Below are 17,140 nucleotides of genomic sequence, written 5' to 3' on the forward strand. Positions count from 1 at the left end.
CGCGCTCAGCCAGCGGATCCAGAAGACCAGTGCAGGCTGAACCCCACGCTCCAGGGTGAGGTCGGGAAGGCCCGCGGCTTCGAGATGGGCGTGCCGATGGACAGGTCGTACTGGACCTTCGACCATTGGCCCCGGAGGCCCAGCACTGCGCCGCATAGCGCGGTTCCAGCGAGGAGCCTGGCACTCGGGCCTCCCACCTGACCGTAGTCGACCCCGGTGTAGAGCTCGTGCCCAGGTGCGGGAAGCGCAAGCGCGAGCTCATTGCGCCACAAGCCCCCGCGCTCGGCGCTGAGCTGTTGCTCGCCGTCGAAGCCGCGCACGGTATAGCGGCCACCGATGGCAAAGCGGTCCGAAGGAACAAGTGGCGTTCGGTTGAACTGCAGTCGCCACTGGCCACCGTAGCGCAACTGGCCAGCCCCCCACTGCATGGGCACTGTGAAGGCTGCGTCTGCGGCGATCAGCGAGAGGCGAGACGTGCCTTCGCCAAAGGTCTCCTCGGGTGCGCGCAGCGATCCTAGGGCCCCAGTCCCGTGCCTGTAGGCCAGGCGGCCGTCGAAGTTGGCAGAACCGAAGCTCTGGGTGCGCTGCAATTGCATCTCCCAGCCCGCCTCGATGCGACGCTGGACGAGCACCTCGGTGTCGTCAATGAAGTTCTGACTTGATTTCCGCCAGCCTTTCAATGTGACGGAGGTCCTGCCACCCTGGTCGCGCTGCACCACCCGTGACAGGGCCGCCTCGCCGGCGCGGTTGAGGCCGCGGTAATCAATGGCACCGTTGAGGCCCGCGACACGCTGGAGGTAACGGTTCTCGCTACCCGTCAGACCGAACAGCCAGTAGCCCCACGGCACGTCGTAGTGGACGGTGTAGCCCTGTGTTCCCCGGTCAGCAGGTTTGCGGCCTGGACGCCCGAGGTTGAGCGTCAGGTACAGGAGATCGTTGATGTTCAACGCGTTGTCGTAGCTCAGGGTCGCACTGCCCACATACTTTCCGGTGCCTGTGGTGCCGCTGTCATCGACACTCAAGTTCAATCGGATCGGCAGGTTCTGGCTGTAGCGGACGACGAGATCACTTTGGCCCGGCCCGACCTGCCCCTCCCCCGCGAGGGTCTGTGCCGGTTCGACCTGGATTTCAGCCTCGGCCGTGGGCACCCGCTTGAGGTTCTCCAGCGCTTGCTCCAGATCCGGCAAAAGGAGGATGTCCCCCTCCTCCGACGGGGCGGATTGACCGGATCCGTCCCGGGATGACGACGAATCGAAGCTCGCCCGATTGCAGGTTCTGTTCGGGCGCGACCACGCGCGTCGTGATGTACCCGCGACGAACAACCGCCTCCTGCGCCCGATCCTGCAGGAGGGCGACGCCCACAACACCAATGCAGCGCCCCAGCGGCGCATCATCCCCGTCAGGGCCCGCAAGGGCCGCCTCCAGCCACGTTTGCCAGGACGGCAATGCGCTATCGCCGAACTGCCAGTCGATACGCGCGAGCGGGAAGCAGGGCTGCTCCCTGTCAGGTAACCGCCGACGCAGGGCGGTCACAACCGACGACATTCGAACATCGGGATGCGCTTCGAGCGCCCGCCGCTGCGCATCCTCCCTCTCCTCCGACCGCCTTTGCTGCACGCCAAGGTCTGGCGCGGCCTGAGCCGCAACAAGGAACGGGGCGCAGGCCATGAGGCAGCCAATCCAGCCACGAATGAGGTGCTCAGGCATCGACAGAGATCCGCCGGGCGGCGTGGGACTCGAAGCCGTCAATCTGCGCCCTGCCAGAGCCTCATGGACTGCCGCGGAACAAACGCCAGCATCCGCAGCGCGAGCACCCCCTAGGCTGGCGCAGAACTTCGCAGTCCCTCTGGAACATGGGCGATAGCCTCAGGGCCGCGGCAAGCAATGCGTCGCGCTCGGCAGCGTATCCGGCCCATCCGCGCCCGTCTGCATTGGGGGACAATATCGGAATGAGCGCAGTCTGGACCTCAGTCGAACCCATGACCCTGGAGCGGGAGCGCAAGATCGAGCGCGAGACCCACAAGCTGGAGAAGCGCCTGTGCCGGCTGGTCGGCCAGGCCATCACCGACCACGACATGATCGGCGAGGGCGACCGCGTGATGGTCTGCCTGTCGGGCGGCAAGGACAGCTACGGCCTGCTGGACATCCTGCTGAAGCTGCGCGAGCGCGCGCCCGTGCGCTTCGAGCTCATCGCGGTCAACCTCGACCAGAAGCAGCCGGGCTTCCCGGCCGATGTGCTGCCGGCCTACCTCAAGGCGCTGGGCGTGCCCTTCCACATCGAGGAGCAGGACACCTACTCCATCGTCAAGGACAAGATCCCCGAAGGCAAGACGATGTGCAGCCTGTGCTCGCGGCTGCGCCGGGGCATCCTGTACCGCGTCGCGGATGAGCTGGGCGCCACGCGCATCGCCCTGGGCCACCACCGCGACGACATGCTGCAGACCCTGTTCCTCAACATGTTCTTCGGCGGCAAGCTCAAGGGCATGCCGCCCAAGCTGGTGAGCGACGACGGCCGCCACATGGTGATCCGCCCCCTGGCCTACGTGCCCGAGAAGGACCTGGTCCGCTGGGCCGCGCACCGGCAGTTCCCCATCATTCCCTGCACCCTGTGCGGCAGCCAGGAGAACCTGCAGCGCAAGCAGGTGGGCGAGATGCTGCGCGACTGGGACCGCCGCTTCCCGGGCCGGCTGGACAACATTCTGCACGCCCTGCAGAACGTGGTGCCCTCCCACCTGGCCGACGGAACGCTTTTCGATTTCAAGGGTCTTGAAATCACGGGCATTCCCGACGACGCGGGCGACAAGGCCTTCGACGAGGAAGAATTCCCGGCGGCGCCCGGGCTGCCCGGGCTGCAGGTCATCCGGATCTGAGGCGCGGCAGGCCGCGCGGGAGTAGCAGCCATGAAAGCATCACGTTCGAGTCTTGTTGCGCTGCTGGCGATGCTGGCCTTGCTGGCCGGCTGCGCCGGCGTCACCACCATCGACAGCCAGGTGCGCGCCTTCTCGGCCGGCACCGCCCTGCCGGCCCCCACCAGCTACCGCTTCGAACGCCTGCCGTCGCAGCAGGACGTGAACCAGCCCCGGCTGGAGGCGATGGCGGACACGGCGCTGGCCCAGGTGGGCCTGCGGCGCGACGATGCCGCCCCGCGCCTGTCGGTGCAGATCGGCGCCCGGGTGCAGCAGGTGCTCTCGCCCTGGGACGACCCCTGGATGGGATGGGGCCTGGGCTGGCACCGCCACCACGGCGGCATGTTCATGGGCTCCCAGTGGACCAACCCCTGGTACCAGCGCGAAGTCAGCGTGATCGTGCGCGATCTTTCGTCAAACAAGGTGATCTTCGAGTCACACGCCACCAGCGATGGCCCCTGGGGCGACAACGCGATGGTGCTTCCCGCGATGTTCCAGGCCGCGATGGCCGGCTTCCCCAACCCGCCGGCCGGCCCGCGCACCGTCAACATCACAGTGCCCGGTTGAGCGGCCTGAACTGCTGGGCTTGAAGTCGGGCCACCACCCTCCACAATGGCAAGGCATGGAGCCCACCCGCATCATCGCCATCCGGCACGGTGAAACGTCCTGGAACGCGGCCGCCCGCATCCAGGGCCAGATCGACATCGGCCTGAACGAGAACGGCCTCTGGCAGGCCCGTCGCGTGGGCGAAGCCCTGGCCGGCGAACCGATCACGGCCATCTACAGCAGCGACCTGGGCCGGGCCTGGCAGACGGCGGCGCCCATCGCCGAGGTGGCGGGCGCGCCCGTGGTGCCCGAGCAGCGGCTGCGCGAACGCAGCTTCGGCATGTTCGAGGGCAAGACCTTCGACGAGATCCACGCCACCTGGCCCGAGCACGCGCAGGCCTGGCGCCGGCGCGAGCCGGACTGGGAGCCGCCCGAGGGCGGGGAATCGCTGGTGGACCTGCGCCGGCGCGTGGTCGAGGCCATGGAGGAACTGGCGGCGCGGCACCCGGGCGAGCAGATCGTAGTGGTGGCGCACGGCGGCGTGCTGGACGCGCTCTACCGCGTGGCCACCGGCCAGGAGGTGAACGCGCCCCGCACCTGGGAACTGCCCAACGGCGCGATCAACCGCCTGCTCTGGACGCCGGAAGGCTTCACCCTGCTGCACTGGTCGGACACCCAGCACCTGGAACAACAAGCGGCCGATGACGGCAGCGCCTGAGGCCCGCCTGCCGCGCCCCGGCCAGCCGGTGGACGCGATCGACACCCCGGCGCTGGTGGTGGACCTGGACGCCATGGAGCGCAACATCGCGCGCATGGCCACCTTCGCCCGCGACCAGGGCATGAAGTGGCGGCCGCACGCCAAGATGCACAAGTGCGCCGAACTGGCGGTGCAGATGGTCGCGGCCGGGGCCGTGGGCGCCTGCGTCCAGAAGACCGCCGAGGCCGAGGCCATGGCCGCCGGCGGCGTGCTGGACCTGTACATCAGCAACGAGGTGGTGGCGCCTGCCAAGCTGGCCCGGGTGGCCGCCCTGGCGCTGGACCTGGCCGGGCGCGGCGGCCGGCTGTCCATCGCCGTGGACAGCGAGGCGGGCATCCAGGGCCTGGCCCACGCGCTGGCGGCGCGGGGCGCCGGCCCGGCCGCGATGGACGTGTTCGTGGAGATCGACGTGGGCCAGGGCCGCTGCGGCGTCCCGCCCGGGGAGGCGGCGGTCGCACTGGCGCGGGCGATCGCGCAGCACGCCGAATTGCACTTCGCCGGCCTGCAGGCCTACCAGGGCCGGGCGCAGCACCTGCGCGGGGTGGCCGAGCGCCACGAGGCAATCGCCGCGGCGGTGCGCGATGCGCGCCACACGCGCGAGTGCATCGAGGCGGCCGGGCTGCCCGTCGGCCTGGTCACGGGCGCGGGCACCGGCACCTTTGCCTGCGAAGCGGCCAGCGGCCTGTACGGGGAATTGCAGACCGGCTCCTTCCTGTTCATGGACGCCGACTACGGCCGCAACGCGCCCGACCCGGCGCAGCCGCGCTTCGAGCACGCGCTCTTCGTCAAGGCGCAGGTGATCAGCCGCAGCCGCGACCACGCGGTCTGCGACGCCGGCCACAAGAGCCACGCCATCGACTCGGGCCTGCCGGCGGTATGGCCGCACCCGGCGCTGGGCACCCTGGAATTCGCCAACGGCGGCGACGAGCACGGCATCCTGCGGCCGGACCCGGCCCGGGGGCTGCTGCCCGCCATCGGCGACTCCGTCTGGCTGGTGCCCGGCCACTGCGACCCGACGGTGAACCTGCACGCGCACATGGTCGGCGTGCGCGGCGGGCTGCAGGCCGGGGTGGTGGAGCGCCTCCTCAGGGTTGACGCCAGAGGCGCCCTGACCTGAGGCCGGGACAATCGGGGCAATGAGCCCCTCGCAGGTCATCGTCCTCGCGACACCCGTCTTCCTGGCGCTGATCGCCCTGGAATACGCCTGGGGCCGCTGGCGCGGCCGCGACACCTACGGCCTGCCCGACACGCTCTGCAGCATCTCCCTGGGCCTGCTGAGCCAGGTCAGCGCGGCGCTCGCGCCGCTGCTCACGCTGGGCCTGTATGCCAGCGTCCAGGCCCAGGCCGCGCTGTGGCGCAACGACGCGTTCTGGCTGTCGCCCGCCGGCTGGGGGCTGGCCCTGCTGGCCTACGACTTCCTCTACTACTGGCTGCACCGCGCCGGCCACGAGGTGGCCCTGCTCTGGGCCGCGCACGTGGTGCACCACCAGAGCGAGCACTACAACCTCTCCACGGCCCTGCGCCAGACCAGCACCGGGCCGCTGCTCGCCTGGGTCTTCTACCTGCCGATGGCGCTGGCGGGCGTGCCGCCGCTGGTGTTCGCGGTGGTCGCGCTGGTCGACCTGCTCTACCAGTTCTGGGTCCACACCGAGCACGTGGGCAGGCTGGGCGGCTTCGACCGCTGGTTCTGCTCGCCCTCCAACCACCGGGTGCACCACGCCGTGAACGAGGGCTACGTGGACCGCAACTACGGCGGCATCCTGATGGTCTGGGACCGGATGTTCGGCACCTTCGTGGAGGAGACCGAGCCCTGCGTCTACGGCACCCGCAGCCCGCTGCGCAGCTGCGACCCGCTGTGGGCCAACCTGGAAGTGTATGGAACGCTGGCCCGTCTCTCGTGGCAGGCGCGCTCGCCCCTGGACAAGTTGCGGGTGTGGTTCAAGCCACCGGGCTGGCTGCCGCCCGAACTGCGCGACGGCGCGGGGCCCTTTGACCTCTCGGCCGTGCGCCGCTGGGATCCCCCCATGGCCGCCCGCCTGCGCCCGCTCGCGGGCCTGCTGTTCCTGGCACACCTGGGCGCGGCGGCCCTGTTCCTCTGGCAGGTGGACGCCCTGCCCGCCGGCACGGCCTGGGCCGCCCTGGCGGGGCTGGTGGCCGCGTCCTGGGCGCTGGGTGCGCTGCTGCAGGGGCGCCTGGGCGCGCTGCCCGTGCTGGCGCTGCAGGCCGCCGCACTGGCCACGGTCTCCTCCGCCGCGGGCTGGGGCACGGTGCACCAGGTGGCCAAGCCCGCGGCGCTGCTGCTGCTCATGGCCTGCGTCGTGCATCGCCTGGGCGTGCCGGCGCTGCGGGCCGCGCCGGGCCGCTGGCTGGCCGGTGGGCTGCTGCTCTCACTCGCCGGCGACGTGCTGCTGATGCTGCCCGGCCACTTCGTGGGCGGGCTGGTGGCCTTCCTGCTGGCCCACCTGTGCTACATCGCTGCCTTGCGCGACGGGGCCGGTTGGCTGCCGCGCCCGCTCGCGCTGGCGGCCACGCTGGCCTACGGCGCGGCCATGCTGGCCTTCCTGTTCCCCACCCTGCCCCCGGCCTTGCGGATGCCAGTATCGGCCTACGTGGCGGTGATCGCGCTGATGGCGGCGCAAGCCCTGGGCCGCGCGGCGGTGCTGGGCGGCCGCGACGCCGCCGCCGTGGGCCTGGGCGCCCTGCTCTTCATGGCCAGCGATTCACTTCTGGCGGTCAACCGCTTCGCCCTGGCCCTGCCGCTGGCACCGCTTTGGGTGCTGTCCACCTACTACGGCGCGCAATGGCTGATCGCCATGCACTTCAGGCCGCAGGCTCAGGAGAAGAGTTCGCCGGCGCTGCTCGGGGGCGCGACGCCCAGGTGACGAAAGGCCGCCAGCGTGGCGATGCGGCCGCGCGGCGTGCGCTGCAGGTAGCCCTGCTGGATCAGGTAGGGCTCGATCACGTCCTCGATGGTGCCGGACTCCTCGCCGATGGACGCGGCGATGTTGTCCAGACCGACCGGGCCGCCGTCGAAGCGCAGCACCACCGCCTCCAGCAGCTTGCGGTCCATCACGTCGAAGCCCTGCGGGTCCACGTCCAGCATGGCCAGGGCCTTGTTGGCGATCTCCTGCGTGATGCGGCCGTCGGACTTGACCTCCGCGTAGTCGCGCACACGGCGCAGCAGGCGGTTGGCGATGCGCGGCGTGCCGCGCGAGCGGCGCGCGATCTCGCCCGCGCCGCCTTCGTCGATGGGCGCGCCCAGCAGGCCGGCGCTGCGGTGCACGATGCGGCCCAGCTCCTCAGCGGTGTAGAACTCCAGCCGCGCGACGATGCCGAAGCGGTCGCGCAGCGGGTTGGTGAGCATGCCGGCGCGGGTGGTGGCCCCCACCAGGGTGAAAGGCTGCAGGTCGAGCTTGATGGAGCGGGCCGCCGGGCCCTCGCCGATCATGATGTCGATCTGGTAGTCCTCCAGCGCGGGATACAGGATCTCCTCGACCACGGGCGACAGCCGGTGGATCTCGTCGATGAAGAGCACGTCGTTCTTCTCGAGGTTGGTGAGCAGCGCGGCCAGGTCCTTGGGTTTTTCCAGCACCGGGCCGCTGGTCTGGCGCAGGTTCACGCCCAGCTCCTGCGCGATGATGTGCGAGAGCGTGGTCTTGCCCAGCCCGGGCGGGCCGAACAGCAGCACATGGTCCAGCGCCTCGCTGCGCTTCTTCGCGGCGCCGATGAAGATCTCCAGCTGCTCGCGGGTGCGGGCCTGGCCCACGTACTCCTGCAGCAGCTTGGGCCGCAGCGCGCGCTCGATCGCCTCCTCGCTGGGCGAGGCGGGCGCGGCGGACACCACGCGCCGGGGCGGCGGGGCGCCGAAGTCGTCGGTCTGGATGCTCATGGCTTACCTCGCCAGCGCCTTCAGCGCCAGCTTGATGCCTTCGCTCACGCCCACGTCCTTCGGCAGCGGCTTGAGCGCCGCCTGGGCTTCCTTGTCGCTGTAGCCCAGCGCCAGGAGGGCCTGCAGGATGTCGGCCTGCGCATCGGTCGCCGGCGCGTGGCCGGGCAGGCCCAGGTCGGGCGCCAGCTTGCCCTTGAGCTCCAGCAGCAGGCGTTCGGCCGTCTTCTTGCCGATGCCGGGGATCTTCACCAGCCGCCCGCTGTCCTGGGTGGCGACCGCATGCGCGATGTCGGCCACGCCCATGCCCGAGAGCAGGGACAGCGCGGTGCGCGGCCCCACGCCCGAGATGCGGATCAACTGGCGGAAAGCCTCGCGCTCACCGGCGCTGGCGAAGCCGTAGAGCAGCTGCGCGTCCTCGCGCACCACGAAGTGGGTGAGCAGGGTGACGCGTTCGCCCACCGCCGGCAGGTTGTAGAAGGTGCTCATGGGGACGTCGACCTCGTAGCCGACGCCGTTGCAGTCCACCAGGACCTGGGGCGGATTCTTCTCGCCCAGCGTGCCCGTCAATTTGCCTATCATGGGGTCCTTCGGCCCTCCTCGGCCGCTGCTTCCCGGATTATCAGCTTGATTCTCAGACACACCTTCACGGGCGCGAGCAATTCGCGCCTGGCCAACCTGTGCGGCCCCATGGACGAACACCTGCGCACGCTGGAGACGGCGCTGCAGGTTCGCATCTCGCGCCGCCACGACCAGTTCCGCATCGAAGGCCCCAAGGCCAAGGCGGAACGCGCCGTCGAGGTGCTGCAGGCCCTGTTCGAGCTGGCCGGCCGGGCCATCCCGGCTGACCGCGTGCAGCTGATGGTGGCCTCGGACATGCCCATGGGCGAGGACGAGGAAGGCGCCGGCACGCTGCACACCCGCCGCGCCGACCTGAAGGCCCGCACGCCCAACCAGACCGTGTACCTGGACAACATCGCCAGCCACGACATCACCTTCGGCATCGGCCCGGCGGGCACCGGCAAGACCTACCTGGCGGTGGCCTGCGCGGTGGACGCGCTGGAGCGCAGCGCGGTGCAGCGCATCGTGCTCACCCGGCCGGCTGTCGAGGCCGGCGAGAAGCTGGGCTTCCTGCCCGGCGACCTGTCGCAGAAGGTGGACCCCTACCTGCGGCCGCTGTACGACGCGCTGTACGACCTGATGGGCTTCGACAAGGTCACCAAGGCCTTCGAGCGCAACGCCCTGGAGATCGCGCCCCTGGCCTTCATGCGCGGGCGCACCCTGAACAACGCCTTCGTCATCCTGGACGAAGCGCAGAACACCACGCCCGAGCAGATGAAGATGTTCCTCACCCGCATCGGCTTCGGCAGCAAGTGCGTGGTCACCGGCGACATCAGCCAGATCGACCTGCCCAAGGGCTCGCTGTCGGGCCTGGTGGATGCCGAGCGCGTGCTCAAGCGCGTGCGCGGTATCGCCCACACCCGCTTCACCAGCGCCGACGTGGTGCGCCACCCGCTGGTGGCCCGCATCGTGGACGCCTACGACGCGGCGCGCAAGACCGATGCCGGGCGCTGAGCGGAAGGCCCGCGTGGCCGGGGCCCCACGGAAAGCCGCCCCGGCGCCGGCCGCAGCCCTGCCCGGGCTGGACCTGTCGCTGCAGTTCGGCGATTTCGCCGGGCTGGCCCGCCACCGCGCCATCCTCACGCGGGCCAGGGTGTCGCGCTGGATGCGCCAGGCCCTGCAGCACCCGGGCGAGATCGCGGTGCGCATCGTCGGCGAAGACGAGGGCCGGGCGCTGAACGCGCAGTACCGCGCCAAGGACTACGCCACCAACGTGCTGACCTTCGACTACGCGCAGGCGCCGGTGGTGATGGCCGACCTGGTGCTGTGCGGGCCGGTGGTGGAGCGCGAGGCGCACGCGCAGGGCAAGGCCCTGGCCGACCACTACGCGCACCTGCTGGTGCACGGCACCCTGCACGCGCAGGGCTGGGACCACGAGACCTCCGAGGCCGACGCCCTGGCGATGGAGACGGCCGAGATTCTGCTGATGGGCGGGCTGGGCCTGCCGAACCCCTACTAGCCGGCGCCGCAGCGGCGACCTGCCCCCAGGCCAGCGGGCTGGCCCCGGCCCGCAGGGCTTCAGGCGATGCGCATCGGGATCGTGACCGGCCCGTCGTTCACCAGTTCCACCTGCATGTCCGCGCCGAAGCGGCCGCACTGCACCCCCGGGTGCGCGGCGCGCGCCTTCTCGAGGAAGAGCTCGTAGAGCTGCTGTCCCAAAACAGGCGGCGCCGCGGCCGTGAAGCTGGGCCGGTTGCCGCCCGAGATGTCGGCCGCCAGCGTGAACTGGCTGACCACCAACAGCCCGCCCTGCACGTCCTGCAGGCTGCGGTTCATCTTGCCGGCCTCGTCGCTGAAGATGCGCAGCTTGAGCAGCTTGGCCAGCAGCCGCTCGGCCTGCGACGGGCCGTCCTGCGGCTCGGCGCACAGCAGCAACAGCAGGCCGGGGCCGATCTCGCCCACCACCTCGCCCGCGATGCGCACGCGGGCTTCACGCACACGCTGGACCAGGCCGATCAAATCAGGTCCTTCGCGTCGTCGAAGTGGGCTTCCACGTCGGTGGGCAGCAGCTGGATGCTCGCGCGCAGGCCGGGCACCGCGCTCATCAGCGCCTGCTCGACCGAGGTGCGCAGCGCGGCCGCGCGGCCCAGCGTCCAGCCGGCGGGCATGTGCATGTGCAGGTCGATGAAGAGCCGCTGGCCGGAGCGCCGGCTGGAGATGTGGTCGAAGCGGATGGTGGGATGCTCGAATTCGGCGAGCGTGCGGCGCACCACGTCCATCACCTCGGGCGGCAGCGCCTCGTCCATCAGGCCCTGGGACGACTTCCACACGAGCGCGGCGCCCTCGCGCAGGATGTTCAGCGCCACGCCCAGGCCCACCACCGGGTCCAGCCAGGCCCAGCCCGTGGCCGCCACCAGCGCGATGCCCACGACCACGCCGACGGAGGTCCAGACGTCCGTCATCAGGTGGCGGCCGTCGCCCTCCAGCGCCATGGAGCGGTGGTGGCGCGCCGAGGACAGCATGGCACAGGCGAGCGCGCCATTCAGCGCCGAGCTGAGGACGGAGAGCACCAGGCCCACGCCGAGCTGGTCCAGCGCCTGCGGGTGCAGCAGGCGCTCCACCGCGGCCGCGATGATGCCCAGCGCGGCCAGCAGGATCAGCAGGCCCTCGAAGCCGGCGGAGAAGTACTCGGCCTTGTGGTGGCCGTAGGGGTGGTCGTCGTCGGCCGGCCGGCTGGCGATGCGCACCATGAGCAGCGCGAAGGCCGCGCCCAGCAGGTTGACCAGGGATTCCATCGCGTCGGAGAGCAGGCCGACCGATTGCGTGAGCCACCAGGCTCCGCCCTTCATCAGGATGGTCAGCACGGCCACGACCACCGACATGCGCAGCAGCAGCTGCGGCGGCAGGGTCTTCCAGCCGGACTGGACCATGGCCGGGCTCAGGCCAGCGTCACCCGCGCGAACTTGCGCTTGCCGACCTGCACCACGTAGGTGCCCGCCGCCAGTTTCAGGCCCTTGTCGCTGACCACGCTGGAATCGATGCGCACGCCGCCGCCGTCGATGAGGCGGTTGGCTTCGCTGGTGGACGGGGCGAGGTTCGCCTGCTTGAGCAGCTGCGCGATGCCCAGCGGGGCGCCCGACAGCGCCAGCTCGGGGATCTCGTCGGGGATGCCGCCCTTGCTGCGGTTCTCGAAGTCCTCGCGTGCGCGCTGCGCCGCGGCTTCACCATGGAAGCGGGCGGTGATCTCGTGCGCCAGCAGCACCTTGGCGTCCTTGGGGTTGCGCCCGCCCTCCACCTCCTCGCGCAGGCCCTCGATCTCGGCCTCGCTGCGGAAGGACAGCAGGGTGTACCAGCGCCACATCAGCGTGTCCGAGATGGACAGCACCTTGGCGAACATGGTGTTGGGGTCCTCGGTGAGCGCGATGTAGTTGTTCTTGCTCTTGGACATCTTCTCGACGCCGTCCAGGCCCTCGAGCAGCGGCATGGTCAGGATGCACTGCGGCTCCTGCCCGTACTCCTGCTGCAGGTGGCGGCCCATGAGCAGGTTGAACTTCTGGTCGGTGCCGCCCAGTTCCAGGTCGCTCTGCAGGGCCACCGAGTCATAGCCCTGCATCAGGGGGTACAGGAACTCGTGCACCGAAATCGAGCGGCCCTCGCGGAAGCGCTTGGTGAAGTCGTCGCGTTCCATCATGCGGGCGACGGTGTAGCGGGCGGCGAGCTGGATCATGCCGCGCGCGCCCAGCGGGTCGCTCCACTCGCTGTTGTAGCGGATCTCGGTCTTCGCCGGGTCCAGCACCAGGCTGGCCTGCTTGTAGTAGGTCTCTGCGTTGGCCTTGATCTGCTCGGCCGTCAGCGGCGGCCGGGTGGTGTTGCGGCCCGAGGGATCGCCGATCATGGAGGTGAAGTCGCCGATCAGGAAGATGACGGTGTGGCCCAGGTCTTGCAACTGCCGCATCTTGTTCAGGACGACGGTGTGGCCGATGTGGATGTCGGGAGCGGTGGGGTCCAGGCCCAGCTTGATGCGCAGGGGTTTGCCGGTGGCTTCGGCGCGGGCCAGCTTGCGCAACCACTCATCCTCGGGCAGCAGCTCCTGCACGCCACGCAGCGTGACGGCCAGCGCCTGGCGGACACGGTCGGTCACAGGAAAGTTTGTAACAGCGGCGGAATTCATGGGAATTTTTCGTGGATGAGCTTGAGGGCGCTGGGTATACTGCGCCAGCCCCGCGGGAGACGCCGATTCTAGTTGGCGGTCCCGTCCTACCCGGCTCCGGCCGAAGGCCGTGGGGCACTGGCAGGCACCCCACTGGGAACTTCCGCCCGCCACCACCCCGAGGATCCGAATTGAAGAACGGTTGGATTGCCGCATGCGAAAGGTTTGTGTCCCGCAGGGCACACGCACTCTCGCACCACCCCCGCAAGGCGACCGCTCTGCTGGCCGCCCTGCTGCTGGGCGGGGCCGGCACCGCCTTCGGCGTCGCCTCGCTGGACCCCGATCCCTCCACGGTCACGGTCCGCCAGGTGCTGGAGAGCGTGAACACCCTGCCGGTGCAGCCCCAGCTGGACCAGCTGGACACCCAGGACCTGCGGCTGTTCCGCACCGAAGTGGCGCGTCCCAGCGACACCGTGGATTCCCTGCTCGCCCGGCTGGGCGTGGAGGACGAGGCCGCGGCCGCCTGGCTGCGCCGTGACGCGGCCTTCCGCAGCCAGGTGCTGGCCCGCTACGGCCGCACCGTCACCGTCGAAGCCGGCGAGCACCAGGAGCTCAAGAAGCTCACGGTGCGCTGGGTCAGCGACGACAGCGGCAACTTCCAGCGCCTGGTGGTGGAACGCGGCGCCGACGGCCGTTTCGCCTCGCGCATCGACACCGCGCCCCTGGTGGCGGCCACCCGCATGGGCAGCGCCACGGTGCGCAGCTCCCTGTTCGCCGCCGCCGACGAGGCCAACATCCCCGACACCGTGGTCTCCCAGATGGTGGAGATCTTCGGCAGCGACATCGATTTCCACCGCCACCTGCGCACCGGCGACCATTTCGAGGTCGTCTACGAATCGCTGGAGGCTGACGGCGAGCCCCTGCGCACCGGGCGCATCCTCTCCGTGGAGTTCGTCAACCGCGGCACCGCGCACCAGGCCATCTGGTTCCAGGACGGCAACCGCAAGGGCGGCTACTACGGCTTCGACGGCCGCAGCATGACGCGCGCCTTCCTGGCCTCGCCGGTGGCGTTCTCGCGCATCTCCAGCGGCTTCGCCATGCGGCTGCATCCCATCCTCAACCAGTGGAAGGCCCACCTGGGGGTGGACTATGCAGCCCCGATCGGCACGCCGGTGCGCGACGTCGCCGACGGCACCGTCGAGTTCGCGGGCCAGCAGAACGGCTTCGGCAACGTGGTGATCGTGCGCCACAACGCCTCCGAGGAGACCGTGTACGCGCACCTCAGCCGCATCGGCGTTCGCACCGGCCAGCACATCGCCCAAGGCGACACGCTGGGCGCGGTCGGCCAGACCGGCTGGGCCACCGGCCCGCACCTGCACTTCGAATTCCGCGTCAACGGCGTCCACCAGGACCCCTCCGTGGCCATGGCCCGCCATTCCGGCGGCGCGCCCGTGGCCGAGGCGTCCCGCCCGGCCTTCGAACGCGTGGCCCGGGTGATGCGGGCCCAGCTGACAGCGGCCGCCGAGGCCGCCAGCGGCGGCGTGGCCCTGGCCCGCGCCGACTGAGCGCCGGGCCCGGCCGCTTGAGCTCCGCCGGCCGGCGCAGCTAGCATCGCCCCATGTCCGAGCTTTTCATCGGCCTCATGTCCGGCACCTCGCTGGACGGCGTGGACGCCGTGCTGGCCGACTTCGCCCAGGCCCTTCCGCGCGTGCTGGCCCATGCGGCCCTGCCGCTGCCCGCCGACCTTCGGGCCCAGCTCCTGGCCCTCAACACAAGCGGCCCGGACGAGCTGCACCGGGCCGCCCTGGCCGCCAACGCGCTCATGCGCTGCTATGCGGACGCGGTGCGCGAGGTGCTGGTGCAGGCCGGCATGCAGGCGGCCCGCGTGGCGGCGATCGGCGCCCATGGCCAGACCGTGCGCCACCGTCCCCAGGAATTCGATGGCACCGGCTACACCCTGCAGCTGGCGCAGCCCGCGCTGCTCGCCGAGCTGACCGGCATCCGCGTGGTGGCCGATTTCCGCAGCCGCGACGTCGCAGCCGGCGGCCAGGGGGCGCCGCTGGCCCCCTTCTTCCATCGGGCGATGTTCGGCGGTGGCAACGGCACGCTGGGGGTGCTCAACCTGGGCGGCATCTCCAACCTCACCGTGCTGCGCCCGGACGGCAGCCAGCTGGGCTTCGACTGTGGCCCCGCCAATGCCCTGCTGGACTTCTGGAGCGAGCGCCACACGGGCCGGCCCTTCGACGAAGGCGGTGCCTGGGCGGCGACCGGCCAGGTGCTGCCCGGCCTGCTGCAAGCGCTGCTGGCTGAGCCCTACTTCAGCCGCAGGCCGCCCAAGAGCACTGGCCGCGACCTGTTCAACCCGGCCTGGCTTTTGCCCAGGCTGCCAGCACAGGCAGCGCCCGCGGATGTGCAGGCCACGCTGGCCGAGTTGACGGCACGCTCCTGCGCCGATGCGGCGGGCGTGCACGCGCCGGGCCTGGCCCGGCTGGTGGTGTGCGGGGGCGGCGCCTACAACCGGCACCTGATGGCGCGGCTGCAGGCGCTGCTGCCTGGCGCGCAGGTCGCATCCAGCGAGGCGCTGGGCCTGCCGCCGCTGCAGGTGGAGGCGGCCGCCTTCGCCTGGCTCGCCCGCAAGGCGCTGCGCAACGAGCCGCTGGAACTGCAAAGTACAACGGGCGCCCAAGGCGCCCGTGTGCTGGGAGCGGTCTGGCCCGCCTGAGTGAAATCTTCAGGCGGAGAAGCTGGACCCGCAGCCGCAGGTGGTGGTGGCGTTCGGGTTCTTGATCACGAACTGCGCGCCCTGCAGGTCTTCCTTGTAGTCGATCTCGGCGCCCACCAGGTACTGGTAGCTCATCGCGTCGATCAGCAGCGAGACGCCGTTCTTGGTCATGACGGTGTCGTCGTCGTTGGCGATCTCGTCGAAGGTGAAGCCGTACTGGAAGCCCGAGCAGCCGCCGCCTTGCACGAAGACGCGCAGCTTCAGCTCGGGGTTGCCTTCTTCAGCGATGAGGTCAGCCACCTTGGCCGCCGCGCTGTCGGTGAAGAGCAGCGGCGCGGGCATTTCGGAAACGGTCTCTTGGGCAACAGCGCTCATGGCGTTCAAACTCCGGGGACTTTCAGACAGCCCTAATACTACAGCACAACGCTCGGGAATTAGGCGGGCGCCCCGCTTGCCGCCAGCTTCAGTAGGGGCTTTTCCTCTTCCTGGGCCAGGGGCTTGAGCTGGCCGGCGATCACGGCGCCCTGGTGCATTTCCAGGCACTTGTAGTGGATGTCCCCTTCGATGCGCGCCTTGGGCTGGAGTTCCAGCAGTTCGGAGGCATGGACGGGCCCGCGCACCAGGCCGTTGACGATGACGTGGCCGGCGCGGATTTCGCCTTCGACCGAGCCGCATTCCGAGATGACCAGCATGCTGGGCGCGTCGGCGCTGGCGGTGATGTTGCCGCTCACTTCGCCGTCCACCCGCAGCCCCTCGGTGAAGCGAAGGTTGCCCTCGATGCGGCTGCCCTGGGCGATCAGGCTCTTGATCGGCGGGGGGGCTTTCTTTCCGAACATGGGGTCTCCTCGTGCGGGGGCTACAGGTCCACGGTCTGGCTCGCCCGGATGGCCGTGCCCTCCAACAAGCGGGCAGAGACGTTTTTTACCATGGCCTGTGGCGGCAGATCACAGATTCCCTCGACGCGCCGATATTTCCGGAATTCCAGCGCCTGCGGGCCGCCCGGAAGAGCCATCCGCCAGGGCCTGCCGCCCTGCGTGCCGCCCAGGGTCAGTTCCAGGTGGCCACGAAACTCGGGGGCGTTGCGGGCCGGGTTGATGGCCAGCACCCGCCAGCGCAGGCGGTTGCCCGTGATCACCTCGGCCTGCAGCGCGCGGATCGCGATGCCGTCGCCGCTGGCGGGAATCAGGGCCTGGAAAAAGCCCAGGTCGTCGCGCAGGGCGCGGTTCTCCTGCTCCAGCGCCCGCACCTGGGCGGCCAGGCGGTCCTGCGCGGCCTTCTCGGCGGTCAGCAGGCTGGCGGCGCTGTCGGCCACCGCCTGGGCCTGGTCACGCTCACGGCGCAGGCGCTGGGCTTCGCCACGCAATCGCAACAGCGCCTCGCGGCCGCCGGCCTCGATGCCTGCAAGGGACCGGCCGGACTCGAAGGCCCACAGGCCGAGGGCCGCGCAGACGCCGAGCGCGACGGCCACCCGGGCCCAGCGCAGGGGCCAGGGCAGGCGGCTGCGCACCGCCATGCGCGGCGCGCTGACGGTGAGGCGGCGGCGGAGCAGCTTCCAGCGCATGCCCGACCATACGCCCAAGAAAAAAGCCGCAGCAAGAGAACTTGTGCGGCT

19 protein-coding genes are annotated in these 17,140 nt (G+C 70.4%); 9 read left to right on the forward strand and 10 right to left on the reverse strand.

The window, feature by feature from the left end:
- Positions 1–5 precede the first annotated feature (5 nt).
- Together IM725_RS00885 and IM725_RS20240 are read right to left on the reverse strand one after the other, a co-directional pair.
- Positions 6–1,187, reverse strand: a complete 1,182-nt coding sequence (locus IM725_RS00885) for a ShlB/FhaC/HecB family hemolysin secretion/activation protein (protein ID WP_227753475.1) — start codon at positions 1,185–1,187, stop codon at positions 6–8.
- A complete protein-coding gene (locus IM725_RS20240; protein WP_321576178.1) occupies positions 1,129–1,707 on the reverse strand; it encodes a POTRA domain-containing protein in 579 nt (192 codons plus the stop codon). The genes IM725_RS00885 and IM725_RS20240 overlap by 59 nt, the downstream gene beginning before the upstream one ends.
- Before the next feature lie 242 nt (positions 1,708–1,949).
- On the opposite strand from IM725_RS20240, the gene ttcA reads away from it, so the two are divergent.
- The 5 genes from ttcA to IM725_RS00910 are packed head-to-tail and all read left to right on the forward strand — an operon-like array spanning position 1,950 to position 7,091.
- Positions 1,950–2,870: a tRNA 2-thiocytidine(32) synthetase TtcA gene (ttcA, locus tag IM725_RS00890; protein WP_193778672.1), complete on the forward strand. Its 921-nt coding sequence runs from the start codon at positions 1,950–1,952 to the stop codon at positions 2,868–2,870.
- Positions 2,871–2,900: 30 nt separating this feature from the next.
- Positions 2,901–3,473 (forward strand): DUF4136 domain-containing protein, encoded by a 573-nt coding sequence (locus IM725_RS00895; protein WP_193778673.1) that lies wholly within the window; start codon positions 2,901–2,903, stop codon positions 3,471–3,473.
- 55 nt (positions 3,474–3,528) lie between these two features.
- Positions 3,529–4,170, forward strand: a complete 642-nt coding sequence (locus IM725_RS00900; protein WP_193778674.1) for a histidine phosphatase family protein — start codon at positions 3,529–3,531, stop codon at positions 4,168–4,170.
- The gene (locus tag IM725_RS00905; protein ID WP_193778675.1) at positions 4,154–5,326 is read left to right on the forward strand and encodes a DSD1 family PLP-dependent enzyme; all 1,173 of its coding nucleotides are present in this window, start codon (positions 4,154–4,156) and stop codon (positions 5,324–5,326) included. The genes IM725_RS00900 and IM725_RS00905 overlap by 17 nt, the downstream gene beginning before the upstream one ends.
- Before the next feature lie 19 nt (positions 5,327–5,345).
- The gene (locus IM725_RS00910; RefSeq protein WP_193778676.1) at positions 5,346–7,091 is read left to right on the forward strand and encodes a lysoplasmalogenase family protein; all 1,746 of its coding nucleotides are present in this window, start codon (positions 5,346–5,348) and stop codon (positions 7,089–7,091) included.
- On the opposite strand, the gene ruvB is transcribed toward IM725_RS00910, so the two are convergent.
- Positions 7,043–8,098: a Holliday junction branch migration DNA helicase RuvB gene (ruvB, locus tag IM725_RS00915; RefSeq protein ID WP_193778677.1), complete on the reverse strand. Its 1,056-nt coding sequence runs from the start codon at positions 8,096–8,098 to the stop codon at positions 7,043–7,045. The genes IM725_RS00910 and ruvB overlap by 49 nt on opposite strands.
- A gap of 3 nt (positions 8,099–8,101) precedes the next feature.
- A complete protein-coding gene (ruvA, locus tag IM725_RS00920) occupies positions 8,102–8,677 on the reverse strand; it encodes a Holliday junction branch migration protein RuvA (RefSeq protein ID WP_193778678.1) in 576 nt (191 codons plus the stop codon).
- 45 nt (positions 8,678–8,722) lie between these two features.
- Between ruvA and IM725_RS00925 the strand changes: the two genes are divergently transcribed.
- Both IM725_RS00925 and ybeY read left to right on the forward strand, forming a co-directional pair.
- On the forward strand, positions 8,723–9,670 hold the full coding sequence (locus IM725_RS00925) for a PhoH family protein (protein WP_193778679.1): 948 nt from the start codon (positions 8,723–8,725) through the stop codon (positions 9,668–9,670).
- Positions 9,671–9,683: 13 nt separating this feature from the next.
- Positions 9,684–10,175 (forward strand): rRNA maturation RNase YbeY, encoded by a 492-nt coding sequence (ybeY, locus tag IM725_RS00930; protein ID WP_287066374.1) that lies wholly within the window; start codon positions 9,684–9,686, stop codon positions 10,173–10,175.
- A 59-nt stretch (positions 10,176–10,234) separates the two neighbouring features.
- On the opposite strand, the gene dtd is transcribed toward ybeY, so the two are convergent.
- From dtd to tyrS, 3 genes are read right to left on the reverse strand one after another with little or no spacing between them, the layout of a single operon-like run.
- On the reverse strand, positions 10,235–10,675 hold the full coding sequence (dtd, locus tag IM725_RS00935) for a D-aminoacyl-tRNA deacylase (protein ID WP_193778681.1): 441 nt from the start codon (positions 10,673–10,675) through the stop codon (positions 10,235–10,237).
- Complete coding sequence (locus IM725_RS00940; protein ID WP_193778682.1) at positions 10,672–11,586, reverse strand: cation diffusion facilitator family transporter; 915 nt, start codon at positions 11,584–11,586, stop codon at positions 10,672–10,674. Before IM725_RS00940 ends, dtd begins: the two co-directional genes overlap by 4 nt.
- Before the next feature lie 8 nt (positions 11,587–11,594).
- On the reverse strand, positions 11,595–12,827 hold the full coding sequence (gene tyrS, locus IM725_RS00945) for a tyrosine--tRNA ligase (protein WP_193778683.1): 1,233 nt from the start codon (positions 12,825–12,827) through the stop codon (positions 11,595–11,597).
- Positions 12,828–12,997: 170 nt separating this feature from the next.
- Here tyrS and IM725_RS00950 point away from each other — a divergent pair, with 170 nt between their 5' ends.
- Positions 12,998–14,371, forward strand: a complete 1,374-nt coding sequence (locus IM725_RS00950; protein WP_193778684.1) for a M23 family metallopeptidase — start codon at positions 12,998–13,000, stop codon at positions 14,369–14,371.
- Between the two features lie 53 nt (positions 14,372–14,424).
- Positions 14,425–15,528: an anhydro-N-acetylmuramic acid kinase gene (locus IM725_RS00955; RefSeq protein WP_193778685.1), complete on the forward strand. Its 1,104-nt coding sequence runs from the start codon at positions 14,425–14,427 to the stop codon at positions 15,526–15,528.
- Between the two features lie 9 nt (positions 15,529–15,537).
- On the opposite strand, the gene erpA is transcribed toward IM725_RS00955, so the two are convergent.
- From erpA to IM725_RS00970, 3 genes are read right to left on the reverse strand one after another with little or no spacing between them, the layout of a single operon-like run.
- Positions 15,538–15,903: an iron-sulfur cluster insertion protein ErpA gene (erpA, locus tag IM725_RS00960; protein ID WP_193778686.1), complete on the reverse strand. Its 366-nt coding sequence runs from the start codon at positions 15,901–15,903 to the stop codon at positions 15,538–15,540.
- Between the two features lie 59 nt (positions 15,904–15,962).
- Entirely contained in the window at positions 15,963–16,364 is a 402-nt protein-coding gene (locus tag IM725_RS00965) for a bactofilin family protein (RefSeq protein ID WP_193778687.1), read from the reverse strand.
- Between the two features lie 20 nt (positions 16,365–16,384).
- Complete coding sequence (locus IM725_RS00970) at positions 16,385–17,089, reverse strand: DUF6776 family protein (protein WP_193778688.1); 705 nt, start codon at positions 17,087–17,089, stop codon at positions 16,385–16,387.
- Positions 17,090–17,140: the final 51 nt, after the last annotated feature.

Origin of the sequence: Ramlibacter aquaticus, assembly GCF_015159745.1 — a bacterium.
Classification (GTDB): domain Bacteria; phylum Pseudomonadota; class Gammaproteobacteria; order Burkholderiales; family Burkholderiaceae_C; genus Ramlibacter; species Ramlibacter aquaticus.

What these genes read in the sequence shown, in the direction of transcription:
- IM725_RS00955 (WP_193778685.1), top strand. Translation starts at nt 14,425, where the DNA reads ATGTCCGAGCTTTTCATCGGCCTCATGTCCGGCACCTCGCTGGACGGC.
- IM725_RS00940 (WP_193778682.1), bottom strand. Translation starts at nt 11,586, where the DNA reads ATGGTCCAGTCCGGCTGGAAGACCCTGCCGCCGCAGCTGCTGCTGCGC.
- IM725_RS00895 (WP_193778673.1), top strand. Translation starts at nt 2,901, where the DNA reads ATGAAAGCATCACGTTCGAGTCTTGTTGCGCTGCTGGCGATGCTGGCC.
- ruvA (WP_193778678.1), bottom strand. Translation starts at nt 8,677, where the DNA reads ATGATAGGCAAATTGACGGGCACGCTGGGCGAGAAGAATCCGCCCCAG.
- ruvB (WP_193778677.1), bottom strand. Translation starts at nt 8,098, where the DNA reads ATGAGCATCCAGACCGACGACTTCGGCGCCCCGCCGCCCCGGCGCGTG.
- IM725_RS00910 (WP_193778676.1), top strand. Translation starts at nt 5,346, where the DNA reads ATGAGCCCCTCGCAGGTCATCGTCCTCGCGACACCCGTCTTCCTGGCG.
- IM725_RS00970 (WP_193778688.1), bottom strand. Translation starts at nt 17,089, where the DNA reads ATGCGCTGGAAGCTGCTCCGCCGCCGCCTCACCGTCAGCGCGCCGCGC.
- tyrS (WP_193778683.1), bottom strand. Translation starts at nt 12,827, where the DNA reads ATGAATTCCGCCGCTGTTACAAACTTTCCTGTGACCGACCGTGTCCGC.
- IM725_RS20240 (WP_321576178.1), bottom strand. Translation starts at nt 1,707, where the DNA reads ATGCCTGAGCACCTCATTCGTGGCTGGATTGGCTGCCTCATGGCCTGC.
- IM725_RS00965 (WP_193778687.1), bottom strand. Translation starts at nt 16,364, where the DNA reads ATGTTCGGAAAGAAAGCCCCCCCGCCGATCAAGAGCCTGATCGCCCAG.
- erpA (WP_193778686.1), bottom strand. Translation starts at nt 15,903, where the DNA reads ATGAGCGCTGTTGCCCAAGAGACCGTTTCCGAAATGCCCGCGCCGCTG.
- IM725_RS00900 (WP_193778674.1), top strand. Translation starts at nt 3,529, where the DNA reads ATGGAGCCCACCCGCATCATCGCCATCCGGCACGGTGAAACGTCCTGG.
- IM725_RS00905 (WP_193778675.1), top strand. Translation starts at nt 4,154, where the DNA reads ATGACGGCAGCGCCTGAGGCCCGCCTGCCGCGCCCCGGCCAGCCGGTG.
- ttcA (WP_193778672.1), top strand. Translation starts at nt 1,950, where the DNA reads ATGAGCGCAGTCTGGACCTCAGTCGAACCCATGACCCTGGAGCGGGAG.